14 protein-coding genes are annotated in these 15,228 nt (G+C 65.2%); 5 read left to right on the forward strand and 9 right to left on the reverse strand.

What is annotated here, in order from left to right; translation table 11 throughout:
* Positions 1-3 precede the first annotated feature (3 nt).
* The 8 genes from CCONF_RS06260 to CCONF_RS06295 all read right to left on the reverse strand — a co-directional run bounded on the left by CCONF_RS06260 (position 4) and on the right by CCONF_RS06295 (position 8,009).
* Positions 4-1,635: an ABC-F family ATP-binding cassette domain-containing protein gene (locus tag CCONF_RS06260; protein WP_290221822.1), complete on the reverse strand. Its 1,632-nt coding sequence runs from the start codon at positions 1,633-1,635 to the stop codon at positions 4-6.
* A gap of 92 nt (positions 1,636-1,727) precedes the next feature.
* Complete coding sequence (locus CCONF_RS06265; RefSeq protein WP_290221823.1) at positions 1,728-2,135, reverse strand: metal-sulfur cluster assembly factor; 408 nt, start codon at positions 2,133-2,135, stop codon at positions 1,728-1,730.
* Positions 2,135-2,584, reverse strand: coding sequence for a Fe-S cluster assembly sulfur transfer protein SufU (gene sufU, locus CCONF_RS06270; protein WP_290221825.1), 450 nt, complete (start codon positions 2,582-2,584; stop codon positions 2,135-2,137). The genes CCONF_RS06265 and sufU overlap by 1 nt, the downstream gene beginning before the upstream one ends.
* Positions 2,585-3,829 carry a cysteine desulfurase gene (locus CCONF_RS06275; RefSeq protein ID WP_290221827.1) on the reverse strand — a complete coding sequence of 415 codons (1,245 nt, stop codon included), beginning with the start codon at positions 3,827-3,829 and terminating at the stop codon, positions 2,585-2,587. It abuts the gene before it with no gap.
* An 11-nt stretch (positions 3,830-3,840) separates the two neighbouring features.
* Positions 3,841-4,599, reverse strand: a complete 759-nt coding sequence (gene sufC / locus CCONF_RS06280; RefSeq protein ID WP_290221829.1) for a Fe-S cluster assembly ATPase SufC — start codon at positions 4,597-4,599, stop codon at positions 3,841-3,843.
* 42 nt (positions 4,600-4,641) lie between these two features.
* A complete protein-coding gene (sufD, locus tag CCONF_RS06285) occupies positions 4,642-5,808 on the reverse strand; it encodes a Fe-S cluster assembly protein SufD (protein ID WP_290221831.1) in 1,167 nt (388 codons plus the stop codon).
* Between the two features lie 5 nt (positions 5,809-5,813).
* Complete coding sequence (sufB, locus tag CCONF_RS06290; RefSeq protein WP_290221833.1) at positions 5,814-7,259, reverse strand: Fe-S cluster assembly protein SufB; 1,446 nt, start codon at positions 7,257-7,259, stop codon at positions 5,814-5,816.
* 30 nt (positions 7,260-7,289) lie between these two features.
* Positions 7,290-8,009 (reverse strand): helix-turn-helix transcriptional regulator, encoded by a 720-nt coding sequence (locus tag CCONF_RS06295; RefSeq protein WP_290221835.1) that lies wholly within the window; start codon positions 8,007-8,009, stop codon positions 7,290-7,292.
* A 187-nt stretch (positions 8,010-8,196) separates the two neighbouring features.
* Between CCONF_RS06295 and mptB the strand changes: the two genes are divergently transcribed.
* From mptB to CCONF_RS06320, 5 genes are all read left to right on the forward strand, one after another.
* Positions 8,197-9,960 carry a polyprenol phosphomannose-dependent alpha 1,6 mannosyltransferase MptB gene (gene mptB, locus CCONF_RS06300; RefSeq protein ID WP_290221837.1) on the forward strand — a complete coding sequence of 588 codons (1,764 nt, stop codon included), beginning with the start codon at positions 8,197-8,199 and terminating at the stop codon, positions 9,958-9,960.
* A gap of 6 nt (positions 9,961-9,966) precedes the next feature.
* A complete protein-coding gene (locus tag CCONF_RS06305; protein WP_435384063.1) occupies positions 9,967-10,899 on the forward strand; it encodes an ABC transporter ATP-binding protein in 933 nt (310 codons plus the stop codon).
* Positions 10,900-10,909: 10 nt separating this feature from the next.
* Positions 10,910-11,722 carry an ABC-2 transporter permease gene (locus tag CCONF_RS06310; protein WP_290221841.1) on the forward strand — a complete coding sequence of 271 codons (813 nt, stop codon included), beginning with the start codon at positions 10,910-10,912 and terminating at the stop codon, positions 11,720-11,722.
* A gap of 149 nt (positions 11,723-11,871) precedes the next feature.
* Positions 11,872-12,861, forward strand: coding sequence for a COX15/CtaA family protein (locus CCONF_RS06315; protein WP_290226304.1), 990 nt, complete (start codon positions 11,872-11,874; stop codon positions 12,859-12,861).
* 19 nt (positions 12,862-12,880) lie between these two features.
* Complete coding sequence (locus tag CCONF_RS06320; protein WP_290221843.1) at positions 12,881-13,846, forward strand: quinone oxidoreductase family protein; 966 nt, start codon at positions 12,881-12,883, stop codon at positions 13,844-13,846.
* 107 nt (positions 13,847-13,953) lie between these two features.
* On the opposite strand, the gene CCONF_RS06325 is transcribed toward CCONF_RS06320, so the two are convergent.
* Entirely contained in the window at positions 13,954-14,883 is a 930-nt protein-coding gene (locus CCONF_RS06325) for a heme o synthase (protein ID WP_290226306.1), read from the reverse strand.
* Between the last annotated feature and the right edge of the window lie 345 nt (positions 14,884-15,228).

A 15,228-nucleotide genomic window follows, 5' to 3' on the forward strand; every position in this document is an offset into this window, starting at 1 on the left:
CGTTTAGGCCAGCTCGACGATCTCCATGTACTCGTCCGACCAGAGGTCCTCGTCGCCGTCGGGCATGATGATGACGCGCTCGGGTTCGAGGGCCTTGACCGCGCCCGGGTCGTGCGTCACGAGGACGACGGCGCCGGTGTAGGTGCGCAGCGCGTCCAGGACCTGTTCGCGGGAGATCGGGTCCAGGTTGTTGGTCGGCTCGTCCAGTAGCAGGACGTTGGCACGCGAGGAGACCAGCGTGGCCAGCGCCAGGCGGGTCTTCTCACCGCCCGAGAGCGTGCCGGCGGGTTGCTCCAGCTTGTCACCGGAGAACATGAACGCGCCCAGCAGGCCGCGCAGGTCCTGCTGGCCGGCCTCCGGGCAGGCCTCGATGGTGTTTTCCCACACGGTCTTATCTCCGTCGATGGTGTCGTGCTCCTGGGCGAAGTAGCCGATGCGCAGGCCGTGGCCGCTGACGATGCCGCCCTCTCCGTCGGTGCGCTCCACCCCGGCGAGCAGCTTGAGCAAGGTGGTCTTGCCCGCGCCGTTGGTACCCAGCACCACCACGCGGGAGCCCTTGTCGATGGCCAAGTCCACGCCCGCGAAGACCTCCAGGGAGCCGTACATCTTGGTCAGCCCCTTGGCGTTCATCGGGGTCTTGCCGCAGGGCGCGGGCTCCGGGAACTTGATGCTGGCGAACTTATCGCTCACGCGCACCTCGTCCAGCTCGTTCATCATGCGATCGGCGCGGGCGAGCATCTGCTTCGCGGCCGCGGCCTTCGTCGCCTTCGCGCCCAGCTTCGCGGCCTGCTTGTGCAGCGCGGCGGCCTTCTTCTCCGCATTGGCGCGCTCGCGACGCCGGCGGGCCTCGTCGGTAGCGCGGGCGTCGAGGTACTTCTTGTACCCCATGTTGTAAACATCGGCCTCCGCGCGGACCGCGTCCAAAAACCAGATCTTGTTGCAGACGGCATCAAGAAGCTCCACGTCGTGGGATATCATGATGAGGCCGCCCTCGTGCTTAGCCAGGAAACCGCGCAACCAGGTAATCGAGTCCGCGTCCAGGTGGTTGGTGGGCTCGTCCAGCAGCAGGGTCGTGTTCGACTTGCCCGCGCCCGCGGTGGCGGAGAAAAGAATCTGAGCCAGCTCCACGCGGCGGCGCTGGCCGCCCGACAGGGTCTTGAGCTGCTGGTCCAGCACGCGCTGCGGCAGGCCCAGGTTGTCGCAGATTTGGGCGCACTCGGCCGCGGCCTCGTAGCCGCCCAGCGCCTGGTAGCGCTCCTCCAGGCGCGAGAACTTCGCGATCGCCTTGTCGCGCTTGTTATCGTCCTCGGTGTTTTCCATGATGTGCTGCTGCTTTTCCATGGAACGCTGGATTTCATCCAGGCCGCGGGCAGAGAGCACGCGGTTGCGGGCGGACTGCTCGATGTTGCCCTCGCGGGAGTCCTGCGGCAGGTAGCCGATGGGCCCAGAGGTGGTCACCGAACCGCCATAGGGCTCCGTCTCCCCCGACAAAATGCGCATCGTGGTGGTCTTTCCTGCACCATTGCGTCCGATGAGCCCGATGCGGTCCCCCGGCTGGACGCGCAGGTGCTGCCCCGGGGCGTTGAGCAAAGTGCGAGCGCCGACGCGAACTTCCAAGTCATTGGTAACAATCACAACCCGCTAGTTTATCAACTTCCGCGCAGCGCAAAGCCAGGCCCCCTAGACGAGCCAAGGAGCCTGGCTAAGTGTGAAAAACGAAGTCGAGCCTAGACGGCGAACCCGAGGGCTTGGAGCTGTTCGCGCCCCTCCTCGGTGATCATGTTCGGACCCCACGGCGGCATCCAGACCCAGTTGATTTCCAACTGGTCGGCTACCTTGTTGCCCACGACCGCCTGTTCGGCCTGTTCGGCGATGATGTCGGTCAACGGGCACGCCGGAGAGGTCAGCGTCATGTTAACGACGGCCTTTTCCTTGCCCTCGTTTTCTTCCATCCAGATCTCGTAGACCAAGCCGAGGTCGACGACGTTGATGCCGAGCTCAGGGTCGATGACGTCACGGAGGAACTCAGCGACGTCGTAGGCCTTCGCGATCTGCTCCTCGGTCTGCTCGGGGCGCTCGCGGCCCCCTTCGAAGCTCGAAGACTCGTTCTGGTACGGGTCAGTGGGCTGGGTCATTAGTGCTCCAATTCGTTGAGTGCGTCGCCTGCGGCGGCTTGGAATGCCTTCCAGCCTAGCAACGCGCATTTGACTCGGGCTGGGTACTGGGAAACCCCGGCGAAGGCCACGCCGTCACCGATGATTTCGTCGTCTCCCTCTTCCTTGCCGCGCGAGGTCACCATCTTCTCGAACTCGGCGAGCTTCTGGTTAGCCACCTCCAGCGGCTGGCCCACGATCTCCTCGGCCATGACCGAGGTCGAGGCCTGCGAAATCGAGCACCCTTCCGCGTCGTAGGAAATGTCCTCCACGGTCTTGCCGTCCTCGGACAGCTTGACGCGCAAGGTCAGCTCGTCGCCACAGGACGGGTTCACGTGGTGAACCTCGGCCTGGTGGCCCTCCCGTAGGCCCTTGTACTGCGGGTTCTTGTAGTGATCCAGGATCACCTCTTGGTACATCGAATCCAGCATCTACACCACTCCAAAGAATTCTTTCGCCTTTTTGATGGCGGCGACCAGCTGGTCGACTTCTACACGCGTGTTGTACAGGTAGAAGCTCGCGCGCGCCGTGGACTGCACGCCCACCGCGCGGTGCACCGGCCACGCACAGTGGTGGCCCACGCGGATGGCGACGCCTTGGTCATCGAGCACCTGGCCCAAATCGTGCGGGTGCACGCCGTCGACGAGGAAGGAAATGGCCCCGCCGCGGCGCTCCGCCGTCTTCGGCCCCACGATGGTCAGGCCGTCGATCTGGTTCAGCTGCTCCAGCGCGTACTCGGTCAGCTCACGCTCGTGGGCCTGGATGTTATCCATGCCGATCTCGGACAGGTACTTGACCGCCGCGCCCAAGCCGACGACCTGGCTGGTCATCTGGGTACCGGCCTCGAAGCGCTGCGGCGGCGCCGCGAAAGTGGTGCCTTCCATCTTGACGACCTCGATCATCGAGCCGCCCGTCAAAAACGGCGGGAGAGCTTTCAGGTGCTCAGCCTTGCCATAGAGCGCGCCGATGCCGGAGGGCCCGCACATCTTGTGCCCGGAAAAGGCGGCGAAATCCACGTCGAGCGCGTGGAAGTCGACCGGCATATGCGGGACGGACTGGCAGGCGTCCAAGACGGTGAGCGCTCCCACGGCCTTCGCGCGGGAGACGATCTCCGCGACGTCGGCGACGGCACCCGTCACGTTGGACTGGTGGGTGAACGCGACCACCTTGACGGACTCGTCCAGCTCCAGGGAGTCCAGGTCGATCCGGCCGTCCTCGGTGACCGAGTACCACTTCAGGGTGGCGCCGGTGCGCCGCGCCAGTTCCTGCCACGGAACCAGGTTGGCGTGGTGCTCCAGCTCGGTGATGACGATGGTGTCATCGGCCGTGACCGCCAAGTCGCCGGCGCGGTCGTCGCCCAAGACGTAGGCCACCTCGTTGAGGGCCTCAGTCGCGTTCTTGGTGAACGCGATCTCGTCTCGATCGGCGCCCACGAAGGCGGCGATCGCCTGGCGGGCCGACTCGTAGGCGTCGTCAGCTTCCTCGGCCAGCTGGTAGGCGCCGCGATGGACAGGTGCGAAGGTGTGCAGGACGAAGTCCTCCTCCGCCTTCCACACCGGCAGGGGCCGCTGCGAGGTCGCCCCGGAGTCGAGGTAGACCAGCGGCTTATCCCCGCGCACGGTGCGGCTTAAGACAGGGAACTGCGTTCGAATAGCTTGAGTATCTAGTCCTGACATAGTCTCCAGCTTTACTTGACGAACTTGTCGTAGCCCTCGGCCTCGAGCTGGTCTGCCAGTTCGGCGCCGCCGGTCTTCACGATCTGGCCCTGAGCGAAAACGTGGACGTAATCCGGCTTCACGTAGTTGAGGATACGCTTGTAGTGCGTAATCAGCATGATGCCGCCGTTGGTCTCCTCTTGGTACTGGTTGATGCCGTCGGAGACAATACGCAGCGCGTCGACGTCTAGGCCGGAGTCAGTCTCATCCATGATGGCCATCTTCGGCTTCAGGATGTCCAGCTGCATGACCTCGTGGCGCTTCTTCTCGCCACCGGAGAAGCCCTCGTTCACGGAGCGGTGGGCGAAGGACTTGTCGATTTGCAGCTGCTCGCGGGCCGCGGTCAGTTCCTTGTTCCACTCGCGCAGCTTCGGGGCCTCGCCCCGGGTAGCGGTGACGGCAGACCGCAGGAACTGGCTCATCTTCACGCCCGGGACCTCGGTCGGGTACTGCATGGCCAGGAAGAGGCCGGCGCGGGCGCGCTCGTCGACTTCCATGTCCAGCACGTTCTCGCCGTCGAGGAGGACTTCACCCTCGGTAACCTCGTACTTCGGGTGGCCGGCGATGACGTAAGACAGGGTGGACTTGCCGGAGCCGTTCGGGCCCATGATGGCGTGGGTCTCACCGGAGTTGATGGTCAGGTTCACGCCCTTGAGGATCTCCTTGGGCTCTTCGCCCTCTTCGTTCGGGAGCACCTGGGCGTGGAGGTTCTTGATTTCCAGAGTTGACATAGCGATTTAATCTTTCTGTTGCGTGGGTTTCAGCGGGGGGCGCTAGGCGTTGATCTTCGCTAGCTCGTCAGAAACACGGTTTTCCAGCTCTTCGCGCAGGGACTCGACCGGAATGCGGTTGATGACCTCGTTGAAGAAGCCGCGGATGATGAGCCGGCGGGCCTCGGCCTCCGGGATACCGCGGGACATGAGGTAGAACAGCTCCAAGTCATCGAAGCGGCCGACGGTAGCAGCGTGGCCGGCGCCCGTGATCTCGCCGGTCTCGATCTCCAGGTTCGGGATCGCGTCGGCGCGCGCGCCGTCGGTCAGGATGAGGTTGTTGTTCGTCTCATAGGTGTCGGTGCCCTGCGCGTCGGCGCGGATGAGCACGTCGCCCACCCAGCAGGTGCGGGACTCGGCCTTCTTGTCGCCCTGCAGAGCGCCCTTGTAGAGCACGCGGGAGCGGCAGTTCGGCACGGAGTGGTCAACCAGCATGCGGTTTTCGAAGTACTGGCCGGAGTCCGCGAAGTAGACGCCGAGCAGCTCGGCGTCGGCGCCCGGGGCGCTGAAGGTCACGCGCGGGACGATGCGTACGATCTCGCCGCCGAAAATGGCGGAGTTGTGGCGCAGGGTGGCGTCGCGGCCCATCTTGATTGCCTGGTGCGACAGGTGCACGGCGTCGTTGTCCCAGTCGGCGTCGACGATGACCGTGACGTGGGCGCCGTCGCCGATGACGAACTCGACGTTGTCAGCGTGGGTGCCGGAGCCCTCGTACTTGAGCACGACGGTGGCCTCGGCGTGGTGGCCGACCTCGATGGAGGTGGCGCCGAAGCTGGTGAGGCCGTGGCCGCGGCCGGTAATTGTCACAACGGTCGGCTCCTCCAGCCGGGCCTCCGGCTCGATGGTGACGATCTGCGCCTCCGGCATGGAGGTCCACGCCTGGGCTGCCACGCGGTCGGTGGGCTTACCCGCCCGACCCAGCCGCTCGTCGGTGGGAGCGACCGTCTCGGTGCGGACCTCTTCCGGACCGGTGACCTTCACGTCCTGGGCTACGGCCTCAGCAAACTCGCCGTTGTGCAGGCCGCGGATGTTGCGCAGGGAGATAAAACGCCACACCTCGTCGCGCCCCTTCGGGATGTCGAAGTCCGCCACGTCGAAGGAACCGAAGAGATCACCCTTGGTGACCTGGTTCGGGTTCTTACGAGCAGAAAATTCGTTTGAGTTCACCATCGGGACTAGCCCACCGATCCTTCCATCTGTAGCTCGATGAGGCGGTTGAGCTCTAGGGCGTACTCCATCGGGAGCTCCTTGGCGATAGGCTCAACGAAACCGCGCACGATCATTGCCATTGCTTCTTCTTCCGCGATGCCACGCGACATCAGGTAGAACAACTGCTCCTCCGACACCTGCGAGACGGTCGCCTCGTGGCCCAAGGTCACGTGGTCGTTGCGGATGTCGTTGTAGGGGTATGTGTCCGAACGCGAGATGCTGTCTACCAGCAGGGCGTCGCACTCCACGTTGGAGGTCGAGTGGTGCGCGTCCTGGTTGACCTGCACTAGGCCGCGGTAGGCCGCGCGCCCGCCGGCGCGGGCGACGGACTTGGACACGATGTTCGAGGAAGTGTGCGGCGCCATGTGCGTCATTTTCGCGCCGGTGTCCTGGAGCTGCTCCTCGCCGGCGAAGGCGACGGAGAGCACCTCACCGCGGGCGTGCTCGCCGGTCAGCCAGACGGCCGGGTACTTCATGGTCACCTTGGAGCCAATGTTGCCGTCGACCCACTCCATGGTCGCGCCCTCTTCACACTTGGTGCGCTTGGTCACCAGGTTGTAGACGTTGTTCGACCAGTTCTGGATGGTCGTGTAACGGCAACGGCCGCCCTTCTTGACGATAATCTCCACGACGGCGGAGTGCAGGGAGTCCGACTTGTAAATCGGCGCGGTGCAGCCCTCGACGTAGTGCACGTAAGCGTCCTCATCGACGATGATGAGGGTGCGCTCGAACTGCCCCATGTTTTCCGTGTTGATACGGAAATATGCCTGCAGAGGGATGTCCACGTGGACTCCCGGCGGAACGTAGATGAAGGAGCCGCCGGACCAGACGGCGGAGTTCAGCGAGGAGAACTTGTTGTCGCCGGCCGGGATGACCGTGCCGAAGTATTCCTTGAACAGCTCCTCGTGCTCGCGCAGGGCGGTGTCGGTGTCGACGAAGATAACGCCCTGGCGCTCCAGATCCTCGCGGATCTGGTGGTAGACCACCTCGGACTCGTACTGGGCGGCGACGCCAGCCACCAGACGCTGCTTTTCGGCGTCCGGGATACCCAGCTTGTCGTAGGTTTCCTTAATGTCGGCGGGCAGATCGTCCCAGGTCTGGGCCTGCTCCTCGGTCGACTTGACGTAGTACTTGATGTTGTCGAAGTCGATCCCGGACAAATCCGGGCCCCAGGTGGGAATCGGCTTCTTCTCGAAGATGTTGAGGGCCTTGAGCCGCTGGTTGAGCATCCACTCGGGCTCGTTCTTCTGACGCGAGATGTCACGAACGACCTCCTCGCTCAGCCCACGTCGTGCCGATGCACCGGCCACGTCCGAGTCGTGCCAGCCATATTCGTACGCACCGATCGACTCGATGATTTCATCATCGGTCATCTTGGCCTCGATACCCGGCGCAGATTGTGCCTGAGTCATGACCCGCTCCTTTCTCACTGCGTGTGAAGATTAGTTGCGTCGTTTAAAAATTGGTGTCAAGGGGATGTTAGTCGTGCAGATCCCGTGACCGTCCGCGATGGAGGCCAAAGGCTGCACGTGCTTGCCTAACAGGGCGGAAAAGACCTCCTGCTCCGCTTCACACAACTCGGGGTGCTCCGCTGCCACGTGAGCCACGGGGCAATGGTGCTGACAAATCTGCACTCCGTGCCCCGCGCTGGTCACGGTGGCGGCGTAACCGTGGTCGTCCAAGGCCGCGGCGAGCTCCGCCGCGATCTCTTCCACGGATTCGCCCTCCTGGACCAAGGGTTCCACGTCCGCCAGCAGCCGCTCCATGCGGGCTTTCGCAAATTGCTTGACGGCCGCGGAGCCGCCGACTTCCCGAAGGGCAGTCAGCGCCTCGGAGGCGAGTTCGTCGTAGGCGTGCCCGAACTGGGCCCGCCCCTTGTCGGTGAGGCGGAAATGTTTGGCGGGGCGCCCGCGCCCGGCCGGTTCCCCGTACTTGGGGTGCGGCCGGCGGTGGACCACCTCCGTCAAATCCTCTTCCACCAGGATGTCTAGATGGCGTCGCACGCCCGCGGCGGAAAGCCCCAGGCGCTTTCCCAGGTACGAAGCGGTGACCGGACCGTCCTTGAGTAGCAGAAGCATGACTTGGCGTCGGGTATCCCCCTCCGTGGAGCGGGACTCCTTTGCCCGGCTAGCCGCCGCGGCAGCTCGCGCCTTCTCAGTCATGTCTTCCACCTCCTTGCACACTCGCCGTGCACGTTCACAAGTCGTATCCGAGTCAGCCCCGACGATACCCGGGCTAACACTTTAGACAACACTAGTGTTCCCTAATTCATTCCCGAATGCCACCAACGCAGGTTATCGGCGTGCCGCCCGCGGGCCCCCGCGGGTGGAGTGCGTAAAGTAGACGCCGATGAAACAGATTTTCGCCGACGGTCTCGCCTCGCTGAGATCCGCACTACCCCGCCTGGGCACGGCCGGTTCTCGGTCGGCGTTGCTGCACACCAGCGACGATCCGGCGGCCCGCGCGGACCGCGCAACGGGCGGAGAGAAAAGCTCCCGCTTCGACCTTTTGCCGGTGGATCCCGCGGGGGGTAGTCGGGGGCGATATTCCGTCAACCATCTGCGGGGCTTTTTCGTCCTCCGGTGGATGGGCACCGTCGGCGCGCTCCTCATCGCCTTCGGCGGCCTGGGCGCGGGCGCGGTGCCCGTGGTGGGCAACCCCTACGACAACGTCCCCTTCGGCTCCTTGATGTCCCGCATGCTCCAGACCGCCTCCGCCCTGGTCTTTCTGGGCGTGGCCCTGCTGGTGGTGGCCTGGGGATTGATGGCGCCCTACGTGGGCGCGCCCCTGCGCCGCGCGCAGCGTACTCACCCCGCAATCGCCCCGCACCTTATCTGGCGCACCTTCGCCGGCTGGGTCATCCCGCTCATCCTGACCGCTCCCCTGTTCACCCAGGACATCTATTCCTACCTGGCCAACGGCTCCATCGTCGTCGCCGGGCTGGACCCCTATTCGGCGGGCCCGGTACAGCTGCTGGGCCCGGAAAACGGGCTCGCCCGGTCGGTGCCGTTCATCTGGGCCAACTCCCCCTCCCCGTACGGGCCGGTCGCCCTAGGGCTGGCGGGCGCGGTCAGCTGGCTGACCCAAGACTCCATCCTCCTGGGCGTTATCGCCCACCGCCTACTGTCCATCCTGGGCGTCGGCGCCGCCGGCTGGGCGCTGACCCGGTTGGCGCTGCGCTGCCGGGTAGGGGTCGCCACCGCCCTGTGGCTGGGCATCCTCAACCCGCTGACAGTCCTCCACCTCATCGGCGGCATCCACAACGAGTCCATCATGCTGGGGCTCATTTTGGTCGGCGTCGAGTGCGGCCTGCGCGCCGCCGACCGGGTCGCGGATCTCCCGGCTGGCGCACGGCTTAGTAACCCCGCCGGGCGCGCAACCACCGGATACCTGGCCCTGTCCGTCGCGCTCATCTCCTGCGCCGGCATGGTCAAGGTCACCGGCTTTATCGCCTTGGGCTTCGTCGGCATGACGCTAGCCCGCACGCTGGGCCGCCAACGGGACGCCAGCCCGCTGCGGGCCATCGCCTGCTCTGCCGCCATCCACCTGGCCCTGCTCATTGCGACCATCGCCGTGGTCACCGTGCTCACGGGCATCGGCCTGGGCTGGATCACCGGCCAGGGCGGCGCGGCGACCATCCGGTCCTGGATGTCGGCGACCACCTCTGTGGGCGTGGGCACTGGCTTCCTCGGCATGCAGCTGGGGCTAGGCGATCACACCGATGCCATCCTCTCGGTCACCCGCACCCTGGGCGTCCTAGTCGCCGGGGTGTTTATGGTGCGCATGCTTTTCGCCACCTTCCGCGGCTCCATTCACCCGGTCGGCGGGCTGGGGGTCTCCACCGTGGTGCTGGTCGTCTTCTTCCCGGTGGTTCACCCCTGGTACATCTTGTGGGCGGTCTTTCCCCTGGCCGCCTGGGCCAACCGCCTCATCTTCCGCGCCGCTGTGGTCGGTTACTCGGCCATCGTCAGCTTCTTTGTCTTGCCCCGCGGCCTGGGGTTGCCACCGATGACCATCCTGCTCATCTACCTCGCCGCGGCGGTAATGTTCGTCATAGTCGGCGGAATCTGGTGGGTGCTATTGCGCCGATCGCGGGTTGATCTCCTAAGGTAGAGCGGTGTGACTAGAACTTTCGATGGATCTTTAGCTTTAGAGCTCCGCGGGGTGCACAAGACCTACAGCGGCAAGCCCGCCGTCAATGGGCTCGACCTGCGGGTTCCCCGCGGGCAGATGCTCTGCCTGCTCGGCCCCAACGGCGCCGGCAAGACCACCACCATTGAAATGTGCGAGGGCTTCATCGCCCCGACCTCCGGGTCCATCCGGGTGCTGGGCCTGGATCCCACGTCCCAGGCCGACCAAGTGCGCGCCCGGATCGGCATCATGCTCCAGGGCGGCGGCTCCTATTCCGGCATCCGCGTGCGCGAGATGCTGCACCTGGCCGCCAGCTACAACCAGAACCCCCACGACCCGGACTGGCTGATGGAGCTGCTCGGCCTCGAGGGCGTGGCCCGCAACACCTACCGACGGCTCTCCGGCGGCCAGAAACAACGCCTCTCCCTGGCGCTGGCGATTATCTCCCGGCCCGAGCTCGTCTTCCTCGACGAGCCGACCGCCGGCATGGACGCGCAATCCCGGCTCGCCGTCTGGCGGCTTATCGATGCCCTCAAGCGCGACGGCACCACCATCGTCCTGACCACCCACCTCATGGACGAGGCCGAGGCCCTGGCGGACTATATCGCCATCATCGACCGCGGCGAGCTGATAGCCGAGGGAACCCCCAGCGAACTGATGACGCGTACGGCGAACCCGCAGGTGACGGTCTCGACCAAGGAGGCTATCGACGTCGAACGTTTCGCCCGCGACTCCAGCATCAGCCTCGACCTGATCCGGCCCCTGCACTACCGCGTCCACGCGGCGGGCACCCCGTACCTGCTGGCCCGGCTGACCCAGGCGCTGGCCAACCAGGGCGTTTTGGCCCACCGCATCGACACCGCCCACCGGAACCTCGAGGACGTCTTCCTCGATCTCACCGGCCGAGAACTACGCAGTTAAGGGGAAAGCCATGGATACACCAACCACACCTGCTGATTCCGCCCGGGCCGTCGGGCGCACCGCTGATTTCCCGCCCGGCACCTTCCGCCCGGCCCCGCAGCGGGCCTCGGCAGCCAAGCTCGCCTGGGCCCAGGGAGCCATCGAGTCCAAGCTCATGCTCCGCCACGGCGAGCAGCTACTGCTGAGCATCATCATCCCCGCGCTGTTGCTCTTCGGCGCGGCGCGGATGCCGCTGCTGGCGGACGAGATGAGCCTCAACCAGATCTTCCCGATGGTGCTTGCCGTGGCCGCCACCAGCGCCGGCTTTACCGGGCAGGCCATCTCCCTGGCCTTCGACCGCCGCTACGGCGCCCTGAAGCGCACTGGTGCCTCCGGCGTGCCCGCCTGGACCATCGTGACCGGCAAGATCATGGCGGTGCTCTCCATGGTCACCGTCCAGGTGGTCGTCCTGGGCGCCATCGCCGTGCTCCTGGGCTTTCGCACCAGCTGGCTCGGCGTGCTGCTGGCGCTAGTCATCCTGCTCTTCGGCGTGGCCACCTTCACCGCCCTGGGCCTTATTTTAGGCGGGACGCTGTCCTCCGAAATCGTCTTGGCGCTGGCCAACCTCATCTGGTTCTTGCTGCTCGGCGTCGTCGGCTGGACGATGTACAGCCAGGGCCTGGGTTCCAACGGCCTGCTCAACGTGGTGCCCACGGTGGCCCTGGCCGGCGGGCTGGCCGACGCGTTCGCCGGTGACCTACCCTGGGTACAGATGCTTGTCTTGGCCGCCTGGGCGGGGGCCGCGTCGTTGGCGGCGGCCAAATGGTTCCGTTTCGAAGGCTAAGTGTGAGTTATTTCTAAAAACCCAGCTTGAGACCTACTTTTCTTTTTAGTTCGACGTGAGTACGGAGTACCCTTATGACCGTGAGTAACAACGTGACAATCCCTGCTTCCCCCGCCTCGGGTGATACCCGCCCCGGGTTCCTTTCCCGCCTGGGCGGCTTCGTCCGCAACCGCGTGCCCAGCCTGCGCCAGCAGCGCATCATTGCGTTCATCCTGCTGCTGTGCCAGGGCGGCATTACGGTTTCCGGTTCCATCGTCCGCGTGACCGGCTCCGGGCTGGGCTGCGTGACGTGGCCTAATTGCCACCCCGGTTCGCTGGTGCCGCTGGAGGGTACCGCCCCGCTGATCCACCAGTTCATCGAGTTTGGCAACCGCCTGCTGACCTTCGTCGTGCTGGCCGCCGCCCTGGCCGCCGCCTTCGCCATGCACCGCGCGCGCCGCCGCAAGGAGCTCAAGGTCTACGCCTGGCTCTCGGTCGCCGGCATCTTCGTCCAGGCCCTTATCGGCGCCCTGTCGGTCTTCATGAAGCTGAAGTGGTGGGCCGTGGCCATCCACTTCCTGCCGTCGATGATCCTGGTCTGGATCGCCGCGCTGCTGTATACCCGCCTGCGCCAGCCGGACGACGGCACCCCGACCCAAGCCTTCCCGCATACCATCCGCAACCTGGCCGCCGTCGCCGCGGCCGCTCTGGCCATCGTGCTGATTACCGGCACCTTCGTCACCGGCTCGGGCCGTCACGCTGGCGACGCCGAGGAAGGCATGCTGGGCCGACTCCACCTGGACACCGAGTCCATGGCCGTCGTCCACGCGATGTGCATGTACGTCTACCTGGCCCTGACCCTGGTCGTCATCATCCTGCTCTACCGCAACCGGGTCGCGGCCCGCCCGCGCAACATCGGCTGGTACCTGGTGGTCGCTATTTTGATTCAGTGGGCCATCGGCGTCATCCAGGTCCGCCTGGGCATCCCCCGCTGGACCATCCCGGTGCACATCGGGATGTCCTCCCTTGTCACCGCCCTGACCGCGGCTCTCTACGCCTACGGCTTCGTCCGTACCGGCGGTACAGAGGGCCTCAAAACGGGCTCGATCGAGGGTGATAAGCGCTACGCGGATCGCCAAGCTGCCCTCGCCGCGCGCTAAAAACAGTTAACGTGGATGTATGCATGCTATTCAAGTAAAGCGCACCGGCGGCCCGGAAGTACTGGAGTACGTGTCCGTGGATGCCCCCGTCCCCAACGACAACGAGGTTCTCGTGGATGTCGAGCGGGCGGGGGTTAACTATATCGACACCTACTACCGCGAGGGCATCTATAACGCCAACGTTCCGTTCATCCTCGGCTTGGAAGGCGTCGGCCGCGTCAGCCACGATCCGCGCGGCGAGATCGCCGAGGGCACCCTGGTGGCCTGGCACCACGCCTTCGGCTCCTACGCCGAGCAGGTCTGCGTGGACCGCAACCGCATGGCCCAGGTGCCGGACGATTTCCCGCTGAATATCGCCGCGTCCATGATGCTGCAGGGCATGACGGCACACTACCTCACCCACGGCGTCTACCAGCTGGAGGAAGGCTCCACCTGCCTGATCACCGCCGGCGCCGGCGGCGTGGGCCTGCTGGCCACCCAGATGGCCAAGTATTTAGGCGCGACGGTCTACTCCGTGGTCTCCTCCGAGGAGAAGGAACAGCTGGCCTACGAGGCCGGCGCGGACCAGGTCTTCCGCTACTCCGACGTGCTGGCCGAGCAGGTCCGCCGTTTCAACGGCGGCCAGGGCGTCGACGTGGTCTACGACGGCGTCGGCCAGGCCACCTTCCAGGAGTCCCTCGAGGTCGTCCGCCCGCGCGGCACGGTCTGCCTGTTCGGCGCGGCCTCCGGCCCAGTTGAGCCCATCGATCCGCAGGTGCTCAACACCCACGGCGCGATCTTCCTGACCCGCCCGTCGCTGGCCGCTTACACGGCTACCGATGCCGAGTTCCAGAAGCGCTCCCAGGCCGTCGTCGAGATGATCCGCAGCGGCCAGCTGACCCTGCGCGTGAGCAACGAGTACCCGCTCGAGCAGGCCGAGCAGGCCCACCGCGATCTGCAGGCCCGCAAGACCACCGGCTCCATCGTCCTCAACCCCCACGCCTAGCGCCTCAAGCGCTTAAAAACCCAGCCCGCCTACCACCCGGTGGATTCTTCCACCAAAGGTAGGACGGACTGGGTTTCGTGCTGTGCGCTCCCGAGTCTCCGCGCGGTCTAGAAGCCGAGGGCCCCGCCGACGGTCTGCCAGCCCAGGATGGCGTCGATGGACAGGCCGATAAAGAGCACGGACAGGTAGTTGTTCGAGTAGATGAACAAGCGCATGGGCTTAACGGTCTGCCCGCCCTTGACGCCCTGATGCAGGCGGATGGCCATCCACAGGAAGGCGGCACCGGAGAGCACCGCGACCACCAGGTAGATCCAGGAGGTAGCCGGGACGATGAGCCAGGACACGATGACGGTGCCGATGGTGTACCAGACGATCTGGCGGGTGACCTCCTGGTCGGAGGCCACCACGGGCAGCATCGGGACGCCGGCGCGGCGGTAGTCTTCCTTGTACTTCATGGCCAGCGCCCAGGTGTGCGGCGGGGTCCAGAAGAAGATGATGAGGAATAAGACGATGGCCTGCCACCATTGGCCCGGCTCGTCGGCCGGGGCATTGTCCTTGATGACGGCCCAGCCGACCATCGCCGGCATGCAGCCGGCCAGCCCGCCCCAGACGATGTTCTGGGCGTTGCGCATCTTCAAAAACTTGGTGTAGACGAAGACGTAGAACAGGTTCGTCAGGATGACGAAGAAGGCGGCGAGCCAGGAGTTGGCGATAACGCCGAGCCAGAATATGGACAGCGCCAGCATGATCCAGGCGAAGATGGCGGCGTTGCGCTTGCTGATCTTGGCGCGGACCAGCGGGCGGGCGCGGGTGCGCTGCATCTTCTGGTCGAGGTCGTAGTCCACCACGTTGTTGAACGTGTGCGCGGCCGCCGCGCCCATCCAGCCGCCAAAGAGCGTGGAGAGGATGAGCCAGATATTGTCGCTGACGGCCTCGAAACCGCGCTGCGCCTGGAGCATCGCCGGAATTGCTGCGACGAGGAGGAGTTCGATGATCCTCGGTTTAGTCAGCGCAAAATAGGCCTTGATGGTCTCCAAGGAATCATCCTCCAGCGTCCTGGGCACGAGCGGGTTGGTGGTCAAAAGGCGGCCGCTAAAGGCCGCAGTTAAGTGGTCGCTCCTTCGCGGGCGATAGTTCCGCGCACGCCGTGATTCGTTACCAACTTCACAACGCCGGCGGGTGGGAAGACTACGACGGAGCGTTAATCGGACTAGGCGCGCCGCGAAAAAGAGCGCTCTGGTCCAGCCCCAGCCTTTCCTATCCCTGCCAGCCTACAACGTTTGGCTGATAAACCTTAAATTCTCTCCGCTGCCGTGTCGAGACACCTCGACACCAGCCGGCGGCAGTCCACCGAGCGCCCTGCCCGGGCGGTCACGTGCGGT

Source organism: Corynebacterium confusum (genome assembly GCF_030408715.1).
Lineage (GTDB): Bacteria > Actinomycetota > Actinomycetes > Mycobacteriales > Mycobacteriaceae > Corynebacterium > Corynebacterium confusum.

What these genes read in the sequence shown, in the direction of transcription:
- CCONF_RS06265 (WP_290221823.1), bottom strand. Translation starts at nt 2,135, where the DNA reads ATGACCCAGCCCACTGACCCGTACCAGAACGAGTCTTCGAGCTTCGAA.
- sufU (WP_290221825.1), bottom strand. Translation starts at nt 2,584, where the DNA reads ATGCTGGATTCGATGTACCAAGAGGTGATCCTGGATCACTACAAGAAC.
- CCONF_RS06275 (WP_290221827.1), bottom strand. Translation starts at nt 3,829, where the DNA reads ATGTCAGGACTAGATACTCAAGCTATTCGAACGCAGTTCCCTGTCTTA.
- sufC (WP_290221829.1), bottom strand. Translation starts at nt 4,599, where the DNA reads ATGTCAACTCTGGAAATCAAGAACCTCCACGCCCAGGTGCTCCCGAAC.
- sufD (WP_290221831.1), bottom strand. Translation starts at nt 5,808, where the DNA reads ATGGTGAACTCAAACGAATTTTCTGCTCGTAAGAACCCGAACCAGGTC.
- sufB (WP_290221833.1), bottom strand. Translation starts at nt 7,259, where the DNA reads ATGACTCAGGCACAATCTGCGCCGGGTATCGAGGCCAAGATGACCGAT.
- CCONF_RS06295 (WP_290221835.1), bottom strand. Translation starts at nt 8,009, where the DNA reads ATGACTGAGAAGGCGCGAGCTGCCGCGGCGGCTAGCCGGGCAAAGGAG.
- mptB (WP_290221837.1), top strand. Translation starts at nt 8,197, where the DNA reads ATGAAACAGATTTTCGCCGACGGTCTCGCCTCGCTGAGATCCGCACTA.
- CCONF_RS06310 (WP_290221841.1), top strand. Translation starts at nt 10,910, where the DNA reads ATGGATACACCAACCACACCTGCTGATTCCGCCCGGGCCGTCGGGCGC.
- CCONF_RS06320 (WP_290221843.1), top strand. Translation starts at nt 12,881, where the DNA reads ATGCATGCTATTCAAGTAAAGCGCACCGGCGGCCCGGAAGTACTGGAG.